Source organism: Aeromicrobium sp. P2_G6 (assembly GCF_056403535.1).
This window is the reverse complement of the sequence record NZ_JBFUFH010000001.1, coordinates 588,785-609,171: the sequence shown is the minus strand read 5'-3', so window position 1 is coordinate 609,171 and position 20,387 is coordinate 588,785. Positions and strand designations below refer to the sequence as shown.

Annotated in this window: 17 protein-coding genes; 14 read left to right on the top strand and 3 right to left on the bottom strand. The window is 69.6% G+C overall.

The features are described 5' to 3' along the window. The first annotated feature begins 39 nt into the window (after positions 1 to 39). The 8 genes from ssd to AC1DVU_RS02905 all read left to right on the top strand — a co-directional run bounded on the left by ssd (position 40) and on the right by AC1DVU_RS02905 (position 4,981). Entirely contained in the window at positions 40 to 1,080 is a 1,041-nt protein-coding gene (ssd, locus tag AC1DVU_RS02940; RefSeq protein WP_476920927.1) for a septum site-determining protein Ssd, read from the top strand. Continuing rightward, on the top strand, positions 1,077 to 2,219 hold the full coding sequence (locus tag AC1DVU_RS02935; RefSeq protein WP_476920926.1) for a TadA family conjugal transfer-associated ATPase: 1,143 nt from the start codon (positions 1,077 to 1,079) through the stop codon (positions 2,217 to 2,219). The genes ssd and AC1DVU_RS02935 overlap by 4 nt, the downstream gene beginning before the upstream one ends. Further along, a complete protein-coding gene (locus AC1DVU_RS02930; RefSeq protein ID WP_476920925.1) occupies positions 2,216 to 3,016 on the top strand; it encodes a type II secretion system F family protein in 801 nt (266 codons plus the stop codon). Before AC1DVU_RS02935 ends, AC1DVU_RS02930 begins: the two co-directional genes overlap by 4 nt. Further along, entirely contained in the window at positions 3,013 to 3,711 is a 699-nt protein-coding gene (locus AC1DVU_RS02925; protein WP_476920924.1) for a type II secretion system F family protein, read from the top strand. Before AC1DVU_RS02930 ends, AC1DVU_RS02925 begins: the two co-directional genes overlap by 4 nt. A gap of 114 nt (positions 3,712 to 3,825) precedes the next feature. Beyond that, on the top strand, positions 3,826 to 3,999 hold the full coding sequence (locus AC1DVU_RS02920; RefSeq protein ID WP_476920923.1) for a DUF4244 domain-containing protein: 174 nt from the start codon (positions 3,826 to 3,828) through the stop codon (positions 3,997 to 3,999). Between the two features lie 60 nt (positions 4,000 to 4,059). Beyond that, a complete protein-coding gene (locus AC1DVU_RS02915) occupies positions 4,060 to 4,275 on the top strand; it encodes a DUF4244 domain-containing protein (protein WP_476920922.1) in 216 nt (71 codons plus the stop codon). Continuing rightward, positions 4,275 to 4,625 (top strand): TadE family type IV pilus minor pilin, encoded by a 351-nt coding sequence (locus tag AC1DVU_RS02910; RefSeq protein WP_476920921.1) that lies wholly within the window; start codon positions 4,275 to 4,277, stop codon positions 4,623 to 4,625. Before AC1DVU_RS02915 ends, AC1DVU_RS02910 begins: the two co-directional genes overlap by 1 nt. Before the next feature lie 23 nt (positions 4,626 to 4,648). Then, the gene (locus AC1DVU_RS02905) at positions 4,649 to 4,981 is read left to right on the top strand and encodes an Rv3654c family TadE-like protein (protein WP_476920920.1); all 333 of its coding nucleotides are present in this window, start codon (positions 4,649 to 4,651) and stop codon (positions 4,979 to 4,981) included. Between the two features lie 144 nt (positions 4,982 to 5,125). Here AC1DVU_RS02905 and AC1DVU_RS02900 read toward each other — a convergent pair whose 3' ends face one another. Continuing rightward, positions 5,126 to 7,450 (bottom strand): DEAD/DEAH box helicase, encoded by a 2,325-nt coding sequence (locus AC1DVU_RS02900; RefSeq protein WP_476920919.1) that lies wholly within the window; start codon positions 7,448 to 7,450, stop codon positions 5,126 to 5,128. A 92-nt stretch (positions 7,451 to 7,542) separates the two neighbouring features. Here AC1DVU_RS02900 and AC1DVU_RS02895 point away from each other — a divergent pair, with 92 nt between their 5' ends. The 3 genes from AC1DVU_RS02895 to AC1DVU_RS02885 all read left to right on the top strand — a co-directional run bounded on the left by AC1DVU_RS02895 (position 7,543) and on the right by AC1DVU_RS02885 (position 11,953). Beyond that, entirely contained in the window at positions 7,543 to 7,887 is a 345-nt protein-coding gene (locus AC1DVU_RS02895) for an STAS domain-containing protein (RefSeq protein WP_476920918.1), read from the top strand. Between the two features lie 101 nt (positions 7,888 to 7,988). Further along, positions 7,989 to 10,406: a sodium-translocating pyrophosphatase gene (locus AC1DVU_RS02890; protein WP_476920917.1), complete on the top strand. Its 2,418-nt coding sequence runs from the start codon at positions 7,989 to 7,991 to the stop codon at positions 10,404 to 10,406. Positions 10,407 to 10,486: 80 nt separating this feature from the next. Continuing rightward, positions 10,487 to 11,953 (top strand): DUF7059 domain-containing protein, encoded by a 1,467-nt coding sequence (locus tag AC1DVU_RS02885; protein ID WP_476920916.1) that lies wholly within the window; start codon positions 10,487 to 10,489, stop codon positions 11,951 to 11,953. Positions 11,954 to 12,024: 71 nt separating this feature from the next. Here the strand turns inward: AC1DVU_RS02885 and AC1DVU_RS02880 are convergent, their stop codons facing one another. Together AC1DVU_RS02880 and AC1DVU_RS02875 are read right to left on the bottom strand one after the other, a co-directional pair. After that, on the bottom strand, positions 12,025 to 12,513 hold the full coding sequence (locus AC1DVU_RS02880; RefSeq protein ID WP_476920915.1) for an N-acetyltransferase family protein: 489 nt from the start codon (positions 12,511 to 12,513) through the stop codon (positions 12,025 to 12,027). Further along, positions 12,510 to 13,730: an MFS transporter gene (locus tag AC1DVU_RS02875; protein ID WP_476920914.1), complete on the bottom strand. Its 1,221-nt coding sequence runs from the start codon at positions 13,728 to 13,730 to the stop codon at positions 12,510 to 12,512. Before AC1DVU_RS02875 ends, AC1DVU_RS02880 begins: the two co-directional genes overlap by 4 nt. A gap of 141 nt (positions 13,731 to 13,871) precedes the next feature. Between AC1DVU_RS02875 and topA the strand changes: the two genes are divergently transcribed. The 3 genes from topA to AC1DVU_RS02860 all read left to right on the top strand — a co-directional run bounded on the left by topA (position 13,872) and on the right by AC1DVU_RS02860 (position 20,387). Continuing rightward, the gene (gene topA, locus AC1DVU_RS02870) at positions 13,872 to 16,559 is read left to right on the top strand and encodes a type I DNA topoisomerase (protein WP_476920913.1); all 2,688 of its coding nucleotides are present in this window, start codon (positions 13,872 to 13,874) and stop codon (positions 16,557 to 16,559) included. 41 nt (positions 16,560 to 16,600) lie between these two features. Continuing rightward, positions 16,601 to 18,235: an FAD-dependent oxidoreductase gene (locus AC1DVU_RS02865; protein WP_476920912.1), complete on the top strand. Its 1,635-nt coding sequence runs from the start codon at positions 16,601 to 16,603 to the stop codon at positions 18,233 to 18,235. Positions 18,236 to 18,296: 61 nt separating this feature from the next. After that, positions 18,297 to 20,387, top strand: coding sequence for a phosphoinositide-specific phospholipase C-related protein (locus AC1DVU_RS02860; protein WP_476920911.1), 2,091 nt, complete (start codon positions 18,297 to 18,299; stop codon positions 20,385 to 20,387).

The following is a 20,387-nucleotide window of genomic DNA, read 5'->3' as shown; positions in this document are numbered from 1 at the left end:
CGGTTTCGCGTGCTGGACGAGCGTACGACGCTCGTACGCATGCCTGACCTCGCCGCTCCCTTGATCGCCACCGCCGACGAGCTGCTGCTGGACGACGCGCTGCGCTGGTGCGCCGCGGTCGGAGCCGTGCCGGAGGTGGCGCCCGACCTCACCGCGACCCGCAGGTCGTGGCGCCAGGCATCAGTTGTGATCGTCGGCGAGGACCTGGCCGGCGACCTGGCTCGCGCGGCTCTGCCGAGACGAGAGCACGTCGTGCTGCTGGCGAGGGAGCCGTCCCGATGGTGGCCCGACGCCGTTGCCCTCGGCGCCGCGGCGGTGTGCGGTCCGGACGAGGAGGAGCGCATCCTCGAGGTGCTGGCGGCAGCGCTCGACGGCCGCGGTGAGGCGTGCCTCGTCAGCATGATCGGTGGCTCGGGGGGTGTCGGGGCATCGACGCTCGCCGTCGCGCTCGGCCTGACGGCCCAGCGCCGCGGCCTGCGGTCGCTGTTGTTCGACGCCGATCCGCTGGGCGGGGGCCTCGAGCTGCTCATGGGTGCCGAGGGCGCCGAAGGGCTGCGGTGGCACGACTTCGATGCGACGCATGGTCGGCTCAGCGCCGGATCGCTCGCGGACGTCCTGCCGGTTCACCACGGCGTCTCGACGCTGTCGTGGGACAGGTCGGGCACGGCGGTGCTGCCTGCCGCGGTGCCCTCTGTCCTCACCGCAGCCGTGCGCGGGTTCGACCTGGTCGTCGCCGACGTCCCCCGGCATCTCGACGAGTTCGGGGTCGACATCGTCGGGCGATCGGTCCTCAGCGTCCTGGTCGTCGCGGAGGACATCTGCGGTGTGGGCGCGGCGCGTCACGTCCTCGACCGGTTGCAGCAGGTGGCGTCCTCGATCGTGGTGGTCACTGTCGGCCGGCCGGGCGGCATCGGCCCCGCTGCGGTGTCCGAGGCGCTGGGCCTGCCGGTGCTCGCGCGTCACCGCGTCGACCGCCGCATACGTGGTGCGGTCGATCGCGGGTTCGGGCCGGGTCGCTCCCGCCCGGCCCGCAGCACGGCGAAGGCGCTGCTCGACACGCTCGGGCTGGAGACGTCATGACTGAGCTGCCGATCCTCGAGCGGGTTCGGCGCCGTCTGGCTGCCGGCACAGCCGAGCCGACACCACACACCGTCGCCGCCGCGCTCCGGGCAGAGCACCACGTGGCCGGGAGCGGCACGGTCCTGGCGCTGGTCGACCAGCTCCGCAGTGAGACCAGGGGAGCCGGTCTGCTCGATCCGCTGCTCGCCACCCAGGGTGTGACCGATGTCCTCGTCAACGGGCCCGACGAGGTCTATCTCGATCGGGGGCGCGGGCTCGAGAAGTCCGCCGTGCGGTTCGCCGACGAGGAGTCCGTACGCCGCTTGGCGCAGCGCCTGGCCGCCCAGGCCGGACGTCGCCTCGACGACGCCAGCCCCTGGGTCGACGCACGGCTCGGCGACGGCACGCGACTCCATGCGGTCCTGGCGCCACTCGCCCGGCCCGGCACGCTGATCTCGCTCCGTGTCCCGGCACGGCGCAGCTTCTCCCTCACCGAGCTGCGATCAGCAGGCTCGCTCACCGACGAGACTGCGGAGGTGCTGAGGCGCGTCGTCGCGGCCCGGGTCGCCTTCGTCGTGACCGGGGGCACCGGCTCGGGCAAGACGACGCTGTTGGCGGCGCTGCTCGCCGAGGTCGATCCGCGCGAGCGCCTCGTGATCGTCGAGGACGCCACCGAGCTGCGACCGGACCATCCTCATGTCGTCGGCCTCGAGGCCCGACCCGCCAACGTCGAGGGAGCGGGGCTCGTCACGGTTCGTGATCTCGTACGACAGGCACTCCGCATGCGACCCGACCGGCTCGTGGTCGGTGAGGTTCGGGGCGCCGAGGTCGTCGACCTCCTGGCCGCGCTCAACACCGGACATGAGGGTGGTTGCGGCACCCTGCACGCCAACTCGACGGCCGACGTGCCGGCCCGATTCGAAGCGCTTGGCGTTGCGGCCGGTCTGCCGCGTGACGCGGTGCACAGCCAGCTCGCGGCCAGCCTCGACCTCGTCATCCACCTCGGGCGTGACGCCGGCGGCACCCGACAGGTCGAGCAGATCGCGGTCCTCGAACGTGATCGCGAGGGCCTCGTCAGGTGCGTCCCTGCGCTGTCCACCGGGCCACATGGCGTCGAACGAGGGCCTGGTGACGAGCGGCTGCAGGTGGTGCTCGGGTGACGCTGCTGGCTGCATTGTCCGCCGGGGTCGTGGTGTGGCTGCGGCGGCCGCCCGGGCGCTGGGTCGCCCGGCATCGCCTGGGGCTCGGGCCAGCTCGCCGCCAGGCGCCTCGGCCAGTCCTGCTCATGGCGATCCCCCTTGCCGTCGTGGTTGCCTCGGTTCGAGCCGGGATCTCCGGGCCGCACGTCCTCCTCGTCATCACGCTGGCCGGAGTCGCGACGTTCGGCATACGACAATGGCGAGTTGCCCGGCTACGCAAACGGCTGCGCGAGCGCCGCCGGCTCGTGGCGGAGGCCATCGGCTTGATGTCGGCCGAGCTGCGCGCCGGCATCCTCCCGCAACGTGTCCTCTCCGGGCTGGCGCCTGAGTTCGACTTCCTCGCGCCGGCGGCGCGCGCTGCCGATCTCGGCGGTGACGTGTCCGCGGCCTTGCGAGCCGCCGCTGACGAGAATGGCGCGGAGCTGCTCGCCGAGCTTGCCGGTGCGTGGCTCGTCGCGGAGCGAGCCGGTGCGCCGCTGGCTCGGGTGCTCGACCGGCTCGAGGAGACGGCTCGGGGAGACCTCGAGATCGAACGCGAGGTCGAGTCCGGGCTCGCGCCGGCACGAGCGACTGGTCGCCTGATGGCAGTGCTCCCCGTGTTCGGCCTGGCCCTCGGGTCAGGCATGGGCGGAGATCCGGTCGCGATCCTGATCGGCACGGTTCCGGGCGTTGTGTGCCTTGCCGTGGGGTGCGGACTCGCGTGCGCCGGCATCGCGTGGGTCGAGCGCATCGCGGCGAGCGCGGAGGCCGAGTCGTGATTCCTGCGGTGCTGGCCAGCATCGCCGTCTGGTGCCTCGTCCCGGTGTCGTCGGCAGCCAGGCAGCGGGCGCTGTTCGGGGCACGGGAGGGCACGGCCCGGATCAACACGGCCATGGTCGCCGCCCTGCTGACTCCGGTCGCGGCGATCATGGTGCTGGGACTACCCCTGGGCCCGCTCATCGGCCTCGGGCTGGCTCCGGTCGTGCACAGGTCGATGAGCCGCCTCGAGAGCGCGGCCGCGCGGCGACGAAGTGCCCTGATCGCCGGCCAGCTGCCGACCGCGCTCGACCTCATGGTGGCAGCGCTCGAGGTGGGTCGTCCGCCAGTGACGGCGTTCGAGCTGGCGGCCGAGGCGACCGCCGAACCGTTGGGCACCGAGCTGGGCCTGGTCGCGGGCCGTCTCGCGATCGCAGGTGACTCCGAGGCCGTGTGGCGGACGTTGGCGGTCGATCGGTCACTCGCACCGGTGGGCCGTGCGTTCCGTCGAGCCGCCGTGTCCGGTATGCCAGTGGCGCACGTCGTGGCGGGCGTGGCGGACGAGCTGCGTCGTGAACGGCGAGCGGCACGGCGGGAGCGCAGCCGCAAGGTCGCCGTGCGGACCGCCGCCCCACTCGGTGCCTGCTTCCTCCCGGCGTTCTTCCTGATCGGGATCGTGCCCACGATCATCGCGACGTTCCGGTCGTTCAACCTCTGATCCACAGAGCTCGTGCCCCAACGCGTTGTCCCCAGCCCGGCATCCAGACCAGCAGATCGCGGCGCCCGCAGCACTTCTTCCTGTCGACAGTTTCATCCATCGAAAGGACTCCACATGAAGCAGTTCCTGCGCCGCGCCGAGCGAGGCATGACGACCGCCGAATACACGGTCGGCACCCTCGGCGCCTGCACGATCGGCGGCGTGCTCGTCAAGATCGGCCAGTCCCCGTGGTTCGGGGAGCTCGTCAAGGACCTGATCGAGAAGATCCCCGACATCCTCCCGTTCTGATCCACCCGGTCCGGGGCGGCTGTGGCGTCGCCCCGGACCCCAACCACGAAGGGCTTCAACATGTCCCACCACGATGACCGCGGCATGGCGACCGCGGAATACACCGTCGGCACGCTCGGTGCCGTCATGATCGGCGCAGTGCTCTACCGGTTCGGCCTCCTCGACAACGACAACCCGTGGATGGAGTCCTTCAGGGAGATCATCGAGCGGTCCCTCCGCTGGGGCACGATGCGCGAGATGTTCCACCACCTGCCCCGGTTCGGCATCCGGTTCTGATGAGGCGCGAGCGCGGCATGGTCACCGCAGAGCTGGCGACGATCGCCCCGTTCGCGGTCGCCTTTGCATTCCTCCTGCTCTGGGTCGTCTCGTTGGGACTGACCCAGATCCGCATCGCAGACGCCTCACGGGAGGCGGCTCGGATGATTGCCCGTGGTGAGGCCGTGCAGGATGCCAAGGAGGTCGCCCGTGAGCATGCTCCGGCCGATGCCAAGGTATCGGTCGACGCCGACTCAGGCACAGTGACAGTGACCGTGACAGCGGAGTCGCGCATGCCGTTGCCGTTCTTCTCATCGGTCGGCTCGCAGGAGATGGACTCTGCCTCGGTTGCCGCGGTGGAGTCACCGTGATGCCGCGGTCCGACCGTGGCTCCGTGACGGTCCACGCGGCAGCCATCGCCGTGATGCTGGTCGTGGCGGCGTTGATCATCACCGAGATGGCGGGCCTGGTGAGGCTGCGTCATCGAGTTGCTGCCGCCGCCGACCTGGCAGCGCTCTCGGCGAGCCTGGCCAGCGTCAGCGGCGATGACGCCTGTACCGCCGCCCGCCGCATCGCCGGCCGCAATGGTGCCGAGGTCGAGACGTGCCGGATGGACTACGACGTTGCGACGATCACGGCCCGAGCGACGAGCCGGACGTGGTGGGGCCACCGCTGGGCCTTCGAGCAGAAGGCGCGCGCCGCCCCCGACTTCTACCTCGGGAACTAGTTCGTGGACCCGTGAACGTCGGAACTCCCGAGCTCGCTCGGGGACTGAGTCCTGGACTCGTGAACGTTGGAACTCCCGAGCTCGATGGAGGAGTGAGCGCAACCAGCTTGCGTCATAAGAACCGGGGGCTCCCGGCCACACTTCCTATGACGCAACGGTCTCCGTAGGCGCGTCGGTCAGCAAGGCGTCCAACAGGCGTACGGCTCCGGCCTTGTCGAGCGGCTCGTTGCCGTTGCCGCACTTGGGGGAGTAGACGCATGACGGGCAACCGGTCGCGCACTCGCAGGCGATGATCGCCTCGCGGGTGACCCGCAGCCAGCGGCCCGCGAGCTCGTAGCCACGCTCGGCGAATCCGGCTCCGCCGGGATAGCCGTCGTAGACGAACACCGTCATGGTGCCGGTGTCGGCATGCAGGGCCGTCGAGACGCCGCCGATGTCCCAGCGGTCGCAGGTGGCGAGCAGTGGCAGCAGGCCGATGGCCGCATGCTCAGCGGCATGCGCAGCGCCGGGTACGTCCCCGGTCTCCATCGCGGCGGCGACCGCGCCAGGCTCGAGGGTCCACCACACGGCTTTGGTCTGCAGCGTGCGAGCCGGCAGGTCCAGCAGTTCCTCGCCGAGGATGCCGCCGCCGGTCGTGCTCCGCTTCATGTAGGACACGACCTGGTTGACGACGTCGACGGACCCGAACGACATCGCCGCCTTGCCCCACTGCGTCGTGCGCTCGGTGTCGGTCACGGAGATCTCGGTGACCGACCGAGCCATCGTCGAGTAGTCGGGGTCATCCCGGTGGACGACCGCGACGCCGTGCTCGACGTCGTAGTCGTCGACGATGTGCACGTCGCCCTGGTGGACGTAGACCGCGCCGTCGTGGACCGCGGAGTCCGCCGAACCGGCGTCGACCGTGCCGATCAGCCGACCGGTCACGGCGTCGACGATCTGCACCGGTGCACCGCCGCTCGACCGGATGTCGGCCAGGTCGCTCGCCCGTTCGCGCTTGGTCCAGAACCACCCGGACGATCTCTTGCGCAGCCAGCCGGCCGCCTCGAGCGCCCGGACACCCTCAGCCGTACGCGGGCCGAACATCGCGAAGTCGTCCTCGGTCAGCGGCAGCTCCTGGGCAGCTGCCGCCAGGTGTGGCCCCAGGACGTACGGATTGTCGGGGTCGAACACCGATGCCTCGACCGGCGCGCCCAGCAACGCCTCGGGATGATGCACCAGGAATGTGTCGAGCGGATCGTCGCGGGCCACGAGGATGCCGATCGAGTCCCGCCCTGACCGGCCGGCCCGGCCGAACTGCTGCTGCAGCGCCGCCCGCGTGCCGGGGAAGCCGACGCTGATGACGGCGTCGAGCCCGGCGACGTCGATGCCGAGCTCGAGGGCGTTGGTGCTGGCGAGCCCCAGGAGGTCGCCGCTGCGCAGGCGCTGCTCGAGCTCGCGGCGCTCCTCGGGGAGATAGCCACCTCGATAGGTTGCGACGCGGCCCACCAGCTCGGGGTCCACCTCGCCGAGCCGGCGCTGTGCCGTCGCGGCGACGGACTCGGCGCCACGTCGTGAGCGTACGAACGCCAACGTGCGGACCTTGCCGATCACCAGGTCCGTGAGCAGCTCGCCGGCCTCGGTCGTGGCGGCCCGGCGTACGACGCCCTCGGTCGCGTCGCCGCTGATCGGGTCGCGACCGGGTATGAGCGGCGGCTCCCACAGCGCGATCGTGCGGGCGGCATGTGGCGACGCGTCATCCGTGACGGGTACGACCTCCAGCCCCGTGAGCCGGCCCGCGAACACCTCGGGCTCGGCGACCGTCGCGGACGACAGGACGAACGTCGGCTCGGCGCCGTAGTGCGCGCAGACCCGGCGCAGGCGCCGCAGGACGTGGGCGACGTGCGCCCCGAACACGCCGCGATAGTGGTGGCACTCGTCGACGACGACGTGGCTCAGGCCGCCGAGGACCCGCGCCCATCTCGCGTGCGCCGGGAGGATCGAGTGGTGCAGCGTGTCGGGGTTGGTCAGCAGGTAGTTGGCGTGGTCGCGGGCCCACACGCGCTCCTCCCGCGAGTTGTCACCGTCGACCGTCGCCGGCCGCGCGAACTCCCGCGCACCGGCCAGCCGCCTGAGCTGGTCGGCGGCGAGCGCCTTGGTCGGCGCGAGGTAGAGGACGGTCGGCAACCGGTTGCCCCGCAAGGCGCTGCCACTGCGGCCTTCGGCCAGCCCGGTCAACGCCGGGGCCTGGAATGCCAGTGATTTTCCGGAGGCCGTGCCGGTGGCGATCACAACGTGCCGGCCCTCGTGCACGTGGTGCAGCGCCTCAGCCTGATGGCCCCACAACGCCGAGATCCCCTCGGCCTCATACATCGCTCGTACAGCCGGATCGACCCACGGGGGCCACGGCTCGATGACGGCCTCCCGCTCGGGCACCCGCTCGACGTGGGTCACCCGCTCGCCGTAGCGCAGCACGAGATCAGCGGGGTCCACCTCGTGATTCTCCCAGACGGCTCCCCACCGTCTCACCCGTCGGCAGGTGCCTGCGGATCGTGATTGAATGCAGATCGAAGAGAGGAGCGGGGATGGAGCTGTCACTGACGTCGCGCACTGAGGGCGACTTCGAGATCATCGAGGTCGGTGGTGAGATCGACGTATACACCGCTCCCAAGCTCCGTGAGGCGATCGTGGCGGCGGTCGATGCCGGCCACACGAACCTCATCATCGACGTGCAGAAGGTCGAATTCCTCGACTCCACGGGCCTCGGTGTCCTCGTCGGTGCCCTCAAGCGCGTACGTGCCGACGGTGGCTCGCTCGACATCGTGTGCACGCAGGAGCGCATCCTCAAGATCTTCGAGATCACGGGCCTCGACAAGGTCTTCGGCCTGCACACGTCGATCGAGGACGCTCGCACAACCCAGCCACTGTGATCCCGGTCGCATCGGATAGTAGGACCTCCATGTAACCTGCGTCACGCGGTCTGGTCACCAGAACCGCTCAACGTCTTGCCTTACATCTGGAGGACCTTTTCATGGCAAACGCGACATTCGTTGCCGCCGTAGGCGGCGATCTCGACTTCTCCGACAAGAACTCGTACTACTTGTACGCAGTTGTCGCGGTCGGGGTGCTGGCGCTCATCATGGCGTTCGTGTTCCGCTCCCAGGTGCTCCAGGCATCTGAGGGCACCGAGAAGATGCAGGAGATCGGCCAGGCCGTCCAGGAGGGCGCCTCGGCCTACCTGAGCCGGCAGTTCCGGACCCTCGCGGTCTTCGCGCTCGTCGCCCTGGCGATGCTGTTCGCGCTCGACGCGGCAGTCCTCGGCTGGGACAACGACTGGAAGATCAAGATCGGCCGCTACGTCGCGCTGCTCCTGGGTGCCGGGTTCTCCGCGCTCATCGGCTACCTCGGCATGTGGCTCGCGACGCGCGCCAACGTCCGGGTCGCCGCAGCCGCACAGAACGAAGGTCGCGAGGTCGCGATGCGCATCGCGTTCCGCACCGGTGGCACGGTCGGCATGCTGACCGTCGGCCTGGGACTCCTGGGTGCCGGCGGCATCGTCCTGATCTACACGGGCGACGCTCCCGTCGTGCTCGAGGGCTTCGGCTTCGGTGCAGCCCTGCTCGCGATGTTCATGCGAGTCGGTGGCGGCATCTTCACCAAGGCTGCTGACGTCGGCGCCGACCTCGTCGGCAAGGTCGAGCAGAACATCCCCGAGGACGACCCGCGCAACGCCGCGACGATCGCCGACAACGTCGGCGACAACGTCGGCGACTGCGCCGGCATGGCCGCGGACCTCTTCGAGTCGTACGCCGTGACGCTCGTCGCCGCCCTGATCCTGGGCTCGGTTGCCTTCGGTGAGGTCGGACTCGTCTTCCCGCTCGTCATCCCGGCGATCGGCGCGCTGACCGCGATCCTCGGCGTCTACATCACCAAGCCGCGGGCCGGTGAGGGTGGGCTCGTCACGATCAACCGCTCGTTCTACATCTCGGCACTCGTGTCCGGTGCGGCCTCGGTCGGCGCTGCGTTCCTGCTGCTGCCCACCAAGTTCACCGACGCCAAGCTGCCCGGCATCGACAGCAGCTCCCTGATCGTCACGCTGGGCCAGCAGGCCGGAGCGGACAAGCCGGGACTCGACGCCGATCCTCGCCTCATCGCGATCATCGCCGTGCTCATCGGCATCGTGCTCGCCGCCGTGATCCTGGCGCTCACGGGCTACTTCACCGGCACCGAGACCCGTCCGGTCAAGGACGTCGGCAAGACCTCGCTCACCGGCGCGGCCACCGTCATCCTGTCCGGCCTGTCGGTCGGCTTCGAGTCGGCGGTCTACACCGCGATCGTGATCGGCGCGGCGGTCTTCGGCGCGTTCCTGCTCGGCAGCGGCTCGCTCGTCGTCGCGCTGTTCGCGGTCTCGCTCGCCGGTTGTGGCCTGCTCACGACCGTCGGCGTCATCGTCGCGATGGACACGTTCGGCCCGGTCAGCGACAACGCGCAGGGCATCGCGGAGATGTCGGGCGACGTCGACGAGGAGGGTGCACAGATCCTCACCGAGCTCGACGCCGTCGGCAACACCACGAAGGCCATCACCAAGGGCATCGCGATCGCCACGGCAGTTCTCGCCGCGACGGCGCTGTTCGGCTCGTTGACCAGCTCGATCACCCAGGCCGTTCAGGGCGCCAAGATCGGCGAAGAGGCCCGCGGCCTCAAGGTCATCGAGACGTACGCACTCAACGGTGTGTTCAACGTCGCCGATCCGAGCAACCTCGTCGGCCTGATCCTCGGTGCTGCCGTGGTGTTCCTGTTCGCAGGCCTGGCGATCAACGCAGTCGGCCGTGCCGCCGGCGCGGTCGTCTACGAAGTCCGTCGTCAGTTCCGCGAGATCCCGGGCATCATGGAGGGCACCGGCCGTCCCGAGTACGGCAAGGTCGTCGACATCTGCACGCGTGACTCGCTGCGTGAGCTGGCGACGCCGGGCATCCTCGCGATCTTCGCCCCGATCGCCGTCGGCTTCGGCCTCGGCATCGGCCCGCTGGGCGCCTACCTGGCCGGCGCGATCGGCACGGGTGTGCTGATGGCGGTGTTCCTCGCCAACTCCGGTGGTGCGTGGGACAACGCCAAGAAGCTCGTCGAGGACGGCAACCACGGTGGCAAGGGATCGCCGGCCCACGAGGCGACGATCATCGGTGACACCGTCGGTGACCCGTTCAAGGACACCGCCGGACCGGCGATCAACCCGCTGCTCAAGGTCATGAACCTGGTGGCCCTGCTCGCGACGCCGCTGATCATCAAGTACTCGTACGGCGAGGATGCCAGCGACCCGACGCGCTACACGATCGCCGGTGTCTCGGTGCTGATCATCGTGATCGCGGTCTACATCTCGAAGCGTCGCCCGATCGCCCTCGACACGGGCATCGTCGGCGAGGTCGAGCCGGAGAAGGTTTCGGCTTCGTAGCTCGCACCACCTCTCGAACGGCGCAGACCTCCGGGTCTGCGCCGTTCGTGTCTTCCGTGCAGGTCTGACAGGCTGGGCGGATGATCGAAGCCGCGCACGTCCAGGACCTCCGCGCGGCGCTGACCCGGGCGGACTTCACGGTCGACGCAGTCTTCGGGCTCCTTGGCGAGGATGCGCACCGGGCCCTGGGTCGCAACCAGACGATTCCGGCACGGCGAGCCACCAGCGGCAGCGGCGCGCTCGCGACACTCGTGCGCCTCTTCGCGTTGCAGGTGCCGGTCGACCGCGGCCGCGCGGACGCCGCACTGCCGGGCCTCGTCGAGCCGCTTGTCACCGCCGGGATGCTGCAGGCCTCCGGCGGCGAGGTGCGCGCGCTGGTGGACATCCGGCCGTACGGCGACGAGGACCACGACTGGTGGATCGTGTGCGACCCTACCCCGGGCCTCGACGGCAACCAGGCCCCCATGAACACCGAGTACGTCCTGGGCATCAGCGAGGCGTCGTCGTCCCTGGCGCAGCTGACCATCAGAGAACCGGTCGGGCGCGCGCTCGACCTCGGCACGGGTTGCGGCGTCCAGGCGCTCCACCTCGCACAGCACGCCGACCACGTCGTGGCGACCGACGTCAACCCCCGGGCCCTCGCGATGGCCCGCCTGACGGCGCAGCTCAACGGCGTCGACATCGACGTGCGGGACGGCAGCCTGTTCGAGCCCGTGGCGGGGGAGACGTTCGACCTCATCGCCACCAACCCGCCGTTCGTCATCTCACCGCCGGGCAGCGAGGTGCTGGTCTACCGCGACTCGGGCATGCCCGGCGACAGCGTCGTGCGCCACCTCGTCGAGAACGCCGCGTCGCACCTCAACGACGGTGGCTGGTGCCAGATCCTCGCCAACTGGGCGCACCGCGCCGACACGGCGTGGCAGGACGGGCTCGAGGAGTGGTTCGCCGGTCAGCCGCTCGACGCCTGGGTCGTGCAGCGCGAGCTCGTCGACCCGTCGGAGTACGTCGAGATGTGGCTCGCCGACGCGGGCCTCGCCTCCTCGGCCGACTATGTGCAGCGCTACGACGCCTGGCTCGACTGGTTCGGTGAGGTCGGCATCGAGGCGGTCGGCTTCGGCTGGCTCAGCATGCGCAAGACGACGGCCACGCCGGTGCGCCGCTTCGAGGAGTGGACCGGCGAGATCGCGCCGCCGATCGGTCCGGCCGTCGCGGCCTGGGGCCGACGAGCAGACCTGCTGCGGGGCCTCGACGACGACGCGCTCCTCGGCCACGCCTTCCGACAGGCGCCGGACCTCGTGGAGGAGACGCGCGGACCGGTGGGCGCGGAGCACCCGGAGTCGATCGTGCTGCGCCTCCAGCAGGGCGTACGGCGAGCCCGCCAGGTCGACACGGTCGAGGCCGGCCTGGTCAGCGCCAGCGAGGGCGACCTGACAGCAGGCCAGATCCTCGACGCGCTGGCCTCACTGCTCGACCGCGACGCCGCCGATCTCAGGCGTACGTATGCGAGCTCGGTCCGTGACCTCGTCGCCGACGGCTTCCTGACCTAAACCCCGCTGGGAGTGACGTTCGGGTCGCGAATCGCCGTGGAGACCCGACCGAAACGTCACTCCCAGCGAGGCTAGAGCGAGAGCTGGAGGTAGGCGAGGTCGAGCCAGCGACCGAACTTGAAGCCGACCTCGGGCAGCAGCGCGACACGGCGGAAGCCGAACTTCTCGTGCAAGGCGATCGACCCGGCGTTGGTGGCCTCGATGCCCGCGACGATCGTGTGCACGTCGCCACCCCTGGCATGCTCGATCAGCGCAGGCATCAGGGCATTCGCGGCCCCGCGACCGCGGTGATCGGGATGCACGTAGACCGAGTTCTCGACCGTGAAGCGGTAGCCTGTCTTGGCCCGCCATGGACCGTAGGACGCGAAGCCGATGACGCTGCCGTCGAGCTCGGCCACCAGCACCGGCAGCCCCGCGGAGCGTCGACCGTCGAACCACGCGCGGCGGTCGTCGAGGTCGACCTCGTGCTCGTCCCAGATCGCCGTCGTCGTGCGGATCGCGTCGTTGTGGATGTCGAGGATCGCCGGCAGGTCGTCGTGCCCGGCGTCGCGGATGATCATCTGTTGGCCCCTCCGACCGGGTCGTCGACGGACGCATAGTTCTCCGGGCGGAACGCCGGGATGAGCTGGCCGGCCCAGCACACCAGGGCGATGACCGTGGCGACCAGCCCGCCGACCACGAACCCGCCCCACGCACCGACCTCGTCGATCGCCGCGCCGACGACCGGCGAGCTCGCCGCGCCGCCGACCGTGAACGCCGTGCCCTGCCAGCCCATCGCCTCGCCGCGGCGCTCCTCCGGCACGAGCTTGGCGATCCACTCGGCGGCGGCCGTCATCGTCGGTGCGCACAGGAACCCGGTCGGGATGACCCACAGCGACAGCGACCAGACCTCGCCACCAAGGCCGACCGGAATCGTCGTCAGGCCAAGGGCGAGCAGGAGATAGGTGGGCCGGATCGAGCGGTTGAGCGACCCATAGATCAGGCCGCCGATCAGCGACGACAGGCCCCACAGGCCATAGGTGAAACCGATCGCACCGACCTTGTCGAGCTCGCGCAGCTCAGCGACGATGCCGAGGTCGGTGCCCATCAGCGTCGCCATCGTGCCGCCGGAGATGAGGAAGAGGAACACGACGGGAACTGAGAGGAATGGCGTCTTGGCCGCCGACTCGTCAGGAGCAGCGTCGCCATCCTGGGCCGCGGAGCGCGTCGGCGGGTTGAGGTAGAGGAACAACAAGCCGGCGAGCACCTCGCACGCGCCGACGGCGTAGAGGGCCACGTCGGCACCAGCCTGGGTCACGACGAGCACGCCCGCGGCCGGGCCGATGATGAAGCTCGCCTCGGCGATCATCGAGTCAGCGGAGAAGGCCGTACGCCGTTGGCGCTCCTCGACCATGACACTCAGCGAGAGCCGCACGATCGAGAACACCGGGATGAGGAACAGCCCCATCAGCAGCGAGATCGGGATCAGCCAGACGTACGTCGACAGCGTCGCCAGGGGATAGAGCAGGCCCACCGCGATGATCGACGGGAGGATCGCGCGGCGCATACCGAGCCGGTCGATCAGGCGGCCGCGCCACGGTGACCCGATCGCCGCACCGAGCGTCGTGGCGGCGGCGACCACGCCCGCCTGGGCGTAGGAGCCGTCGAGATCGTCGACGACATAGAGAGTGAAGACCAACGGCGCCGCCATCATGGGGATGCGGGCGAAGAACGCGGCTATGAACAGCGTGCGGACGGATCTGTCCGCCCACAGCTGCGCATATCCGGAGAAGGCCACAAGGCATTCTTCCACCGTCCACAGACACGATCGGACCGACTGTCACCGATCGAGCGCGACACCCGCTCCCAGATGCGGATGCACCAACTCTTGACGACACGCGCTACGGTGTGCTCCGTCTGACCAATCAGGAGTTCACCAGTGACCAGCCTCGTCATCGTCGAGTCCCCCAACAAGGTCCGCAGCATCGCGGGCTACCTCGGGGACGGCTACGTCGTGGACTCCTCGGTCGGCCACATCCGTGATCTGCCGCGCGGCGCCGACGAGGTGCCGGCCGCGTTCAAGGGCGAGACCTGGGCCCGGCTGGGCGTCAACATCGACAGCGAGTTCGAGCCGATCTACGTCGTCTCGGCCGACAAGAAGTCGCAGATGACCAAGCTCAAGAAGCTCCTCAAGGACGCCGACGAGCTCGTGCTGGCGACAGATGAGGACCGCGAGGGCGAGGCCATCGCGTGGCACCTGCTCGACGAGCTCAAGCCCAAGGTCCCGGTCAAGCGCATCGTCTTCAACGAGATCACCAAGGACGCGATCCAGTACGCCATCGCGCACCCCCGCGATGTCGACATGGACCTCGTCGACGCGCAGGAGACCCGCCGCATCCTCGACCGCCTCTACGGCTACGAGGTCAGCCCCGTGCTGTGGAAGAAGGTCATGAGCGGCCTGTCGGCCGGTCGCGTGCAGTCCGTCGCGACGCGCCTCGTGGTCGAGCGTGAGCGCGAGCGCATGGCCTTCCGCCTCGCTTCCTACTGGGACCTCGAGGCGACGTTCGACGCCGGCGAGGGCTATGACCCCCGCCAGTTCCCGGCCAAGCTCTTCAGTGTCGACGGCAAGCGCATCGCGTCGGGCAACAACTTCGACAACGCCGGACAGCTGACCTCCGACAAGGTCGCGCACCTCGACGAGCAGCAAGCCGGCGCGCTGGCCGAAGCGCTGAACGATCGCCCGTTCACCGTGCGCTCGGTCGAGTCCAAGCCCTACACGCGACGCCCCTACGCACCGTTCCGCACCACGACGATGCAGCAGGAGGCGTCCCGCAAGTTCGGCTTCGGCGCCGCCCGCACGATGCAGGTCGCCCAGCGCCTCTACGAGGGCGGCCACATCACCTATATGCGTACGGACTCCACGACGCTGTCGCAGACCGCGCTCAACGCCGCTCGCGCCCAGGTCACCGAGCTCTACGGCGCCGCCTACCTGCCGGAGGCGCCGCGCGTCTACGCCAGCAAGGTCAAGAACGCGCAGGAGGCGCACGAGGCGATCCGCCCCGCCGGCGACCGGTTCAAGACGCCCGACCAGACCGGACTCAGCGGCGACGAGCTTCGGCTCTACGAGCTCATCTGGAAGCGCACGATCGCCTCGCAGATGAACGACGCCAAGGGCGACTCGGTGTCGATCCGCATCGGCGCCACGGCCGCGACGGGTGAAGACGTCGTGTTCGGCTCCTCGGGCCGCACGATCACGTTCTACGGGTTCCTCAAGGCGTACGTCGAGTCGCACGACGACTCCGACGCCGAGGGCGACGACCAGCAGACCAAGCTGCCCAACCTGTCCGAGGGCCAGACCGTCACCGCGGCCGAGCTCGGCAAGGCCGGACACGAGACCAAGCCGCCGTCGCGTTACACCGAGGCCAGCCTCATCAGCGAGCTCGAGACCCGCGAGATCGGCCGCCCCTCGACGTACGCGTCGATCGTCGGCACGATCCAGAACCGCGGCTACGTCTACAAGAAGGGCACCGCGCTCGTCCCGGCCTGGATCGCGTTCTCGGTCATCCGGCTGATGGAGCAGCACTTCCCGCGGCTCATCGACTACAACTTCACGGCCGAGCTCGAGGACGTCCTCGACGAGGTCGCCAAGGGGCACGAAGAACGGCTCAACGTCCTCACGAGCTTCTGGACAGGCACCGGCGAGGGCGACACCGGCCTCAAGCGCCTCGTGGAGAACCTGCCCGACATCGACGCGCGCGGCCTCGCGACGTTCCCCCTCGGCGACGAGATCGACCTGCGCGTCGGCCGATACGGCCCGTACGTCGAGGGCCCGCCGTTCACCGAGGACGACGAGGGCAAGAAGGTGCCGACCCGCGCCAACGTCCCCGACGACCTCCCGCCTGACGAGCTGACGCTCGACAAGGCCAAGGAGCTGCTGGCGAGCCCCTCCGGCGTGGAGAAGGATCTCGGGCCGCACCCCGAGACCGGCCTGGCGATCGTGGCCAAGAGTGGTCGCTTCGGCCCCTATGTCACCGAGGCGCTGCCCGAGGACGCCAAGAAGGCCGACAAGCCCCGCACCGCGAGCCTGTTCAAGGACATGGACCTCGACACGATCACACTCGACCAGGCCGTCCAGCTGCTCAAGCTGCCCCGCGTGGTCTACGTCGAGGAGGACGGCACCGAGGTCACGGCGCAGAACGGCCGCTACGGTCCCTACCTCAAGAAGGGCACCGACTCCCGGTCGCTCGAGCGTGAGGACCAGCTCCTCACGATCACCGAGGAAGAGGTCCGCGCGATCTACGCGCAGCCCAAGACGTACGGCCGCCGCGCTGCCGCGGCTCCGCTCAAGGAGCTCGGCAACGACCCGGTCAGCGGCTCGCCGGTTGTGGCCAAGGACGGCCGGTTCGGCATGTATGTCACGGACGGCGAGTACAACGCGACTCTTCGCAAGGACGACTCGCTCGAGACGTTGACGCCGGAGCGCGCGTTTGAGCTGCTCGCCGAGCGTCGCGCCAAGGGCCCGGCCAAGAAGGGCGGCAAGAAGACCGCCAAGAAGGCTGCGAAGAAGACCGCCAAGAAGTCGACGGCCAAGAAGGCGCCGGCCAAAAAGGCTGCAGCCAAGAAGTAGAACGCTGGATGGTGGTCCCGGCCACGCGCTAGCGTTCCGGCATGATCACTCCCGACCAGCTGAGTGACGTGCCGCTGCTCTCCGGCCTCACGCCGGAGGCGCTCACCTACGTCGTCGGCGCCGTGGAGGACATCCATCTCGCGGCTGGGGAGTACTTCGCGCGCGAGGGCGACGAGCGGTCCCTCTTCATCGTCATGGAGGGCCACGCCGAGATCACGAAGCTGGTCAACGGTGAGGAACGCGTGATCGGCGAGCGCACCCACGGCATGCTGTTCGGTGAGGTGCCGATGACGCTGAGCACGAAGTTCCCGGCAAGCGGCCGGGCGACGGTGCCGGCGCGCATCCTTCGCCTGGGTGTCACGGAGTGGCACACGCTCGCCTCGATGGCGCCGACCGTCACCACGTCGGTCGCCGAGGTCGCTCGCACGTACCTGAACGATCTCCAGGTCTGGGCGTCGGTCCGGCCCGAGGCCGAGGTGACGCTCATTGGCCCTAGGGTCGATGCCGGCGTGCGTGAGCTTGCGACGTTCCTGACCCGCAACCAGGTGGCCTTCGACCGGGTCACTCCGGACGACCCGGATGCCGTCGTCGACCACCCCGTCCTCGAGCTCCGCGACGGCCGTCGCCTCGTCGCCCCGACCCTGCGTGAGGCCGCCTCGGCGGTCGGGCTCGACGTCAGCCCTGACGAGGCGGAGTACGACGTCGTGATCCTCGGCGCCGGACCCGCAGGCCTCACGGCGGCCGTCAACGCGGCAGCCGAGGGACTCAAGACACTGGTCGTCGAGAGCATCGCCCCCGGAGGCCAGGCCGGCACCTCGAGTCGCATCGAGAACTACACCGGATTTCCGTACGGTGTGTCCGGCGACGACCTCGCGAGCCGTGCCTTGGAGCAGGCCAAGCGGCTCGGCGCCGAGATCATCGTGACCCGGCAGGCCACCGGCGTCGATCCGGGTCCGCAACACACGGTGACCCTCGACGGTGGTGACACGCTGCGCGCCCCGGTTGTCCTCATCGCGACCGGTGTGGACTGGCGGACCCTCGATGTGCCGGGCGTCGAGAGCTACCTGGGCCACGGCGTCTACTACGGCGCGGCACGCAGCGACACCGGGCTCACCAAGGGCCAGGACGTCTGCATCATCGGCGCCGGCAACTCGGCCGGCCAGGCGGCGATCTTCTTCTCCAGGTTCGCCCGCTCGGTCACGATGCTGGTGCGCGGTGAGTCCCTCGAGAAGAGCATGTCGCGCTATCTCATCGACCAGATCGTCGCCCATGACTCCATCCGCGTTGAGACGCGCAGCCAGGTCGTCGGCCTGCACGGCGACACCGACCTGACGGAGATCGACGTCCACGACGCGGCCGCCGGACATACGTCGTCCCGCCCAGCCATGGTGCTCTTCGTCATGATCGGGGCCGACGCCGTCACGAGATGGCTCCCACCGGCCATCGCTCGCGACGAGCACGGCTACGTCCTCACCGGGTCCGATGCTGCCGGTGCGCCGGGGTGGACCGCCGACCGCAGGCCCTTCGCGTTGGAGACCAGCGTCCCCGGCATCTTTGCCATCGGCGATGTCCGTTCCGGCTCGGTCAAGCGCGTCGCAGCGGGAGTGGGTGAGGGCGGCATGGGGATCGCCTTCGTCCATCAATACCTCGCCCTGACCCGAGCAAGAGTGCAATGACCAGGTGACTCGCCGCTGTTACCGTCGTGATCAGGTGACATCGTGTCGGTGAGGAGGCGCCGTGGAGAAGACCTCTCGTGCGCTGCAGGTCCTCGGATCGCTCCTGTTGCTGGCCGGAATCCTCGCCGGCGTCGTCAACCACGAAGTCCTGGACGGCCACCGGTTCGCCGCCCACGCCGATGCCATGCGCAAGGACCCAGCCGTCTCGCGCCAGGTCGGCATCGTGATCTCCGCCCGGGTCATCGCGGCCGACCCTGACCTGGTGATCGCCCGGCCATTCCTCGAGTCGACGGCGGGCTCGCTCGTCGGCAGCGAGGCGTTTGGTCCGGCCGTACGCGCGATGCTCGTCCCGGTCCACCAGGCCTTCACGACAGACGGCGACGACCGGGTCGTGCTACGTCTCGCCGACGTCGGGGCCGTGCTGATCGCCGCACTCTCGACGGTTGCCCCGCAGGCGGCGGCTGGCTTGCCGCCCGATCTTGACGTGGCACTCGCACGATTCGGCGACAACGGAGTCTCGTCGTCCACGATCGGCTACGCACACCTCGTGAAGACGCTGTCCTGGCTCCTGCCACTGCTGGCCCTGCTGTGCTTCGCGGCCGTCATCCTGCCGGCTCGTGACCGGCCGCGTGCCGTCAGAGCCGTGGGTGTGGCCATCGTGTCGGCCGGATTGATCGTGGCGGCTGCGATCTTCGTCGCGGGAGTTGTCGCGGCGCGAGTCGACACCGACACCCTCCCGTCGGCGCTGGGTGTCGCGGGGTGGAACCAGCTGAGCCCCGCTCTCTGGACGGCGGCAGCGACGGTTGCCGCCGCAGGCTACATGCTGATCCTCGGAGCAGCCCTCCGGCTGGGGCTGGACCCCCGGGCGTACCTCATGCGTGGCGTCTGGTGGCTTCGTCTGCCCCTCGCAGAGCGGCGGCAGCGCGTCGGTCACGGGGCGGTGCTGCTGGTCGGCGGTGTCGCGGCGCTACTGAGCCCGGTCACGACGATCGCCGTGATCGTGTCGGTCGTGGGGTTCGTCGTGGCCATAGACGGTGCGGTCGAGCTGGCGCGATCGGTGCGACGTCCGGAACGGCCGGCGACCTGGGTGCCTCGCCTGATGAGGAGGCCGGAGCTCCGCACCGCTCTCGTCGCGGTTGCCGCGTTCGCGATCCTGGCCGGCCTGGTGGTGTGGAACTCCCGCCCGCCCCAGCGTGCCGTGGCGGCCATCGGGTCGTCCCACAGTGGGCTGCGCAACGGGCATACCGAGCTCTGCGAGCGCCGCTACGACGAGGTCGCCTACGCCGCCAGCCACAACTCGATGTCGGCGGCAGACGAGCCGGGATGGTTCCTGGCGGAGCAGCCGAAGGGAATCATCGGCCAGCTCGACGACGGCATTCACGTGTTCCTGATCGACACCTGGCCCGGACAGACGACGTCGCGCTCCGGGGTCGTCGCCAACTCCGACGAGAGCCGCGCCGAGGCGATGAAGCAGGCCACTGCGACATACGGCAGGAGCGTCGTCAACAGCGCGCTGCGGCTGCGGGACGCCACGAACCTCACGCCGACCGGGCCGGTCGAGCCCTACCTGTGCCACGCGCTGTGCGAGCTGGGTTCCACCGCGTTCGAGCCGGTCATGGCGGACGTCGCGACGTGGATGCGGGCTCATCCTCGTGAGGTCATCACCTTGTTCATCCAGGACGAGTTGTCGCCCGCCGTGACGGCGAAGGTCCTCGAGGAGGCCGGTCTGCTGTCGATGGTCCTCACCCCGGTCGCCGGCCAGCCCTGGCCGACCCTCGGCGAGATGCTCGACTCGGGCCGCCGTCTGGTCGTGCTGGCCGAGAACCGGGGAGGCGGTACGACCTACCCGTGGTTGCTGCAGGGATTCGATGTCGTGCAGGACACGCCGTTCAACGGCAAGAAGGTCTCGGACTTCAGCTGCGAGCGACTGAGAGGTCCCGCCGACGCGTCGTTGTTCCTGGTCAATCACTGGCTCAACCGACCGCAGCGACGGGTCAGCGACGCCGGCCGGGTCAACGCGGCCTCGGTGCTGGGCCCTCGCCTTGACCGCTGCCAGGCCGAGCGCGGGCACCTGCCCAACTATGTGGCGGTCGACCATTACGACCGCGGCGACCTGTTCGCCCAAGTGGACCGGCTCAACGGCGTGAAGTAG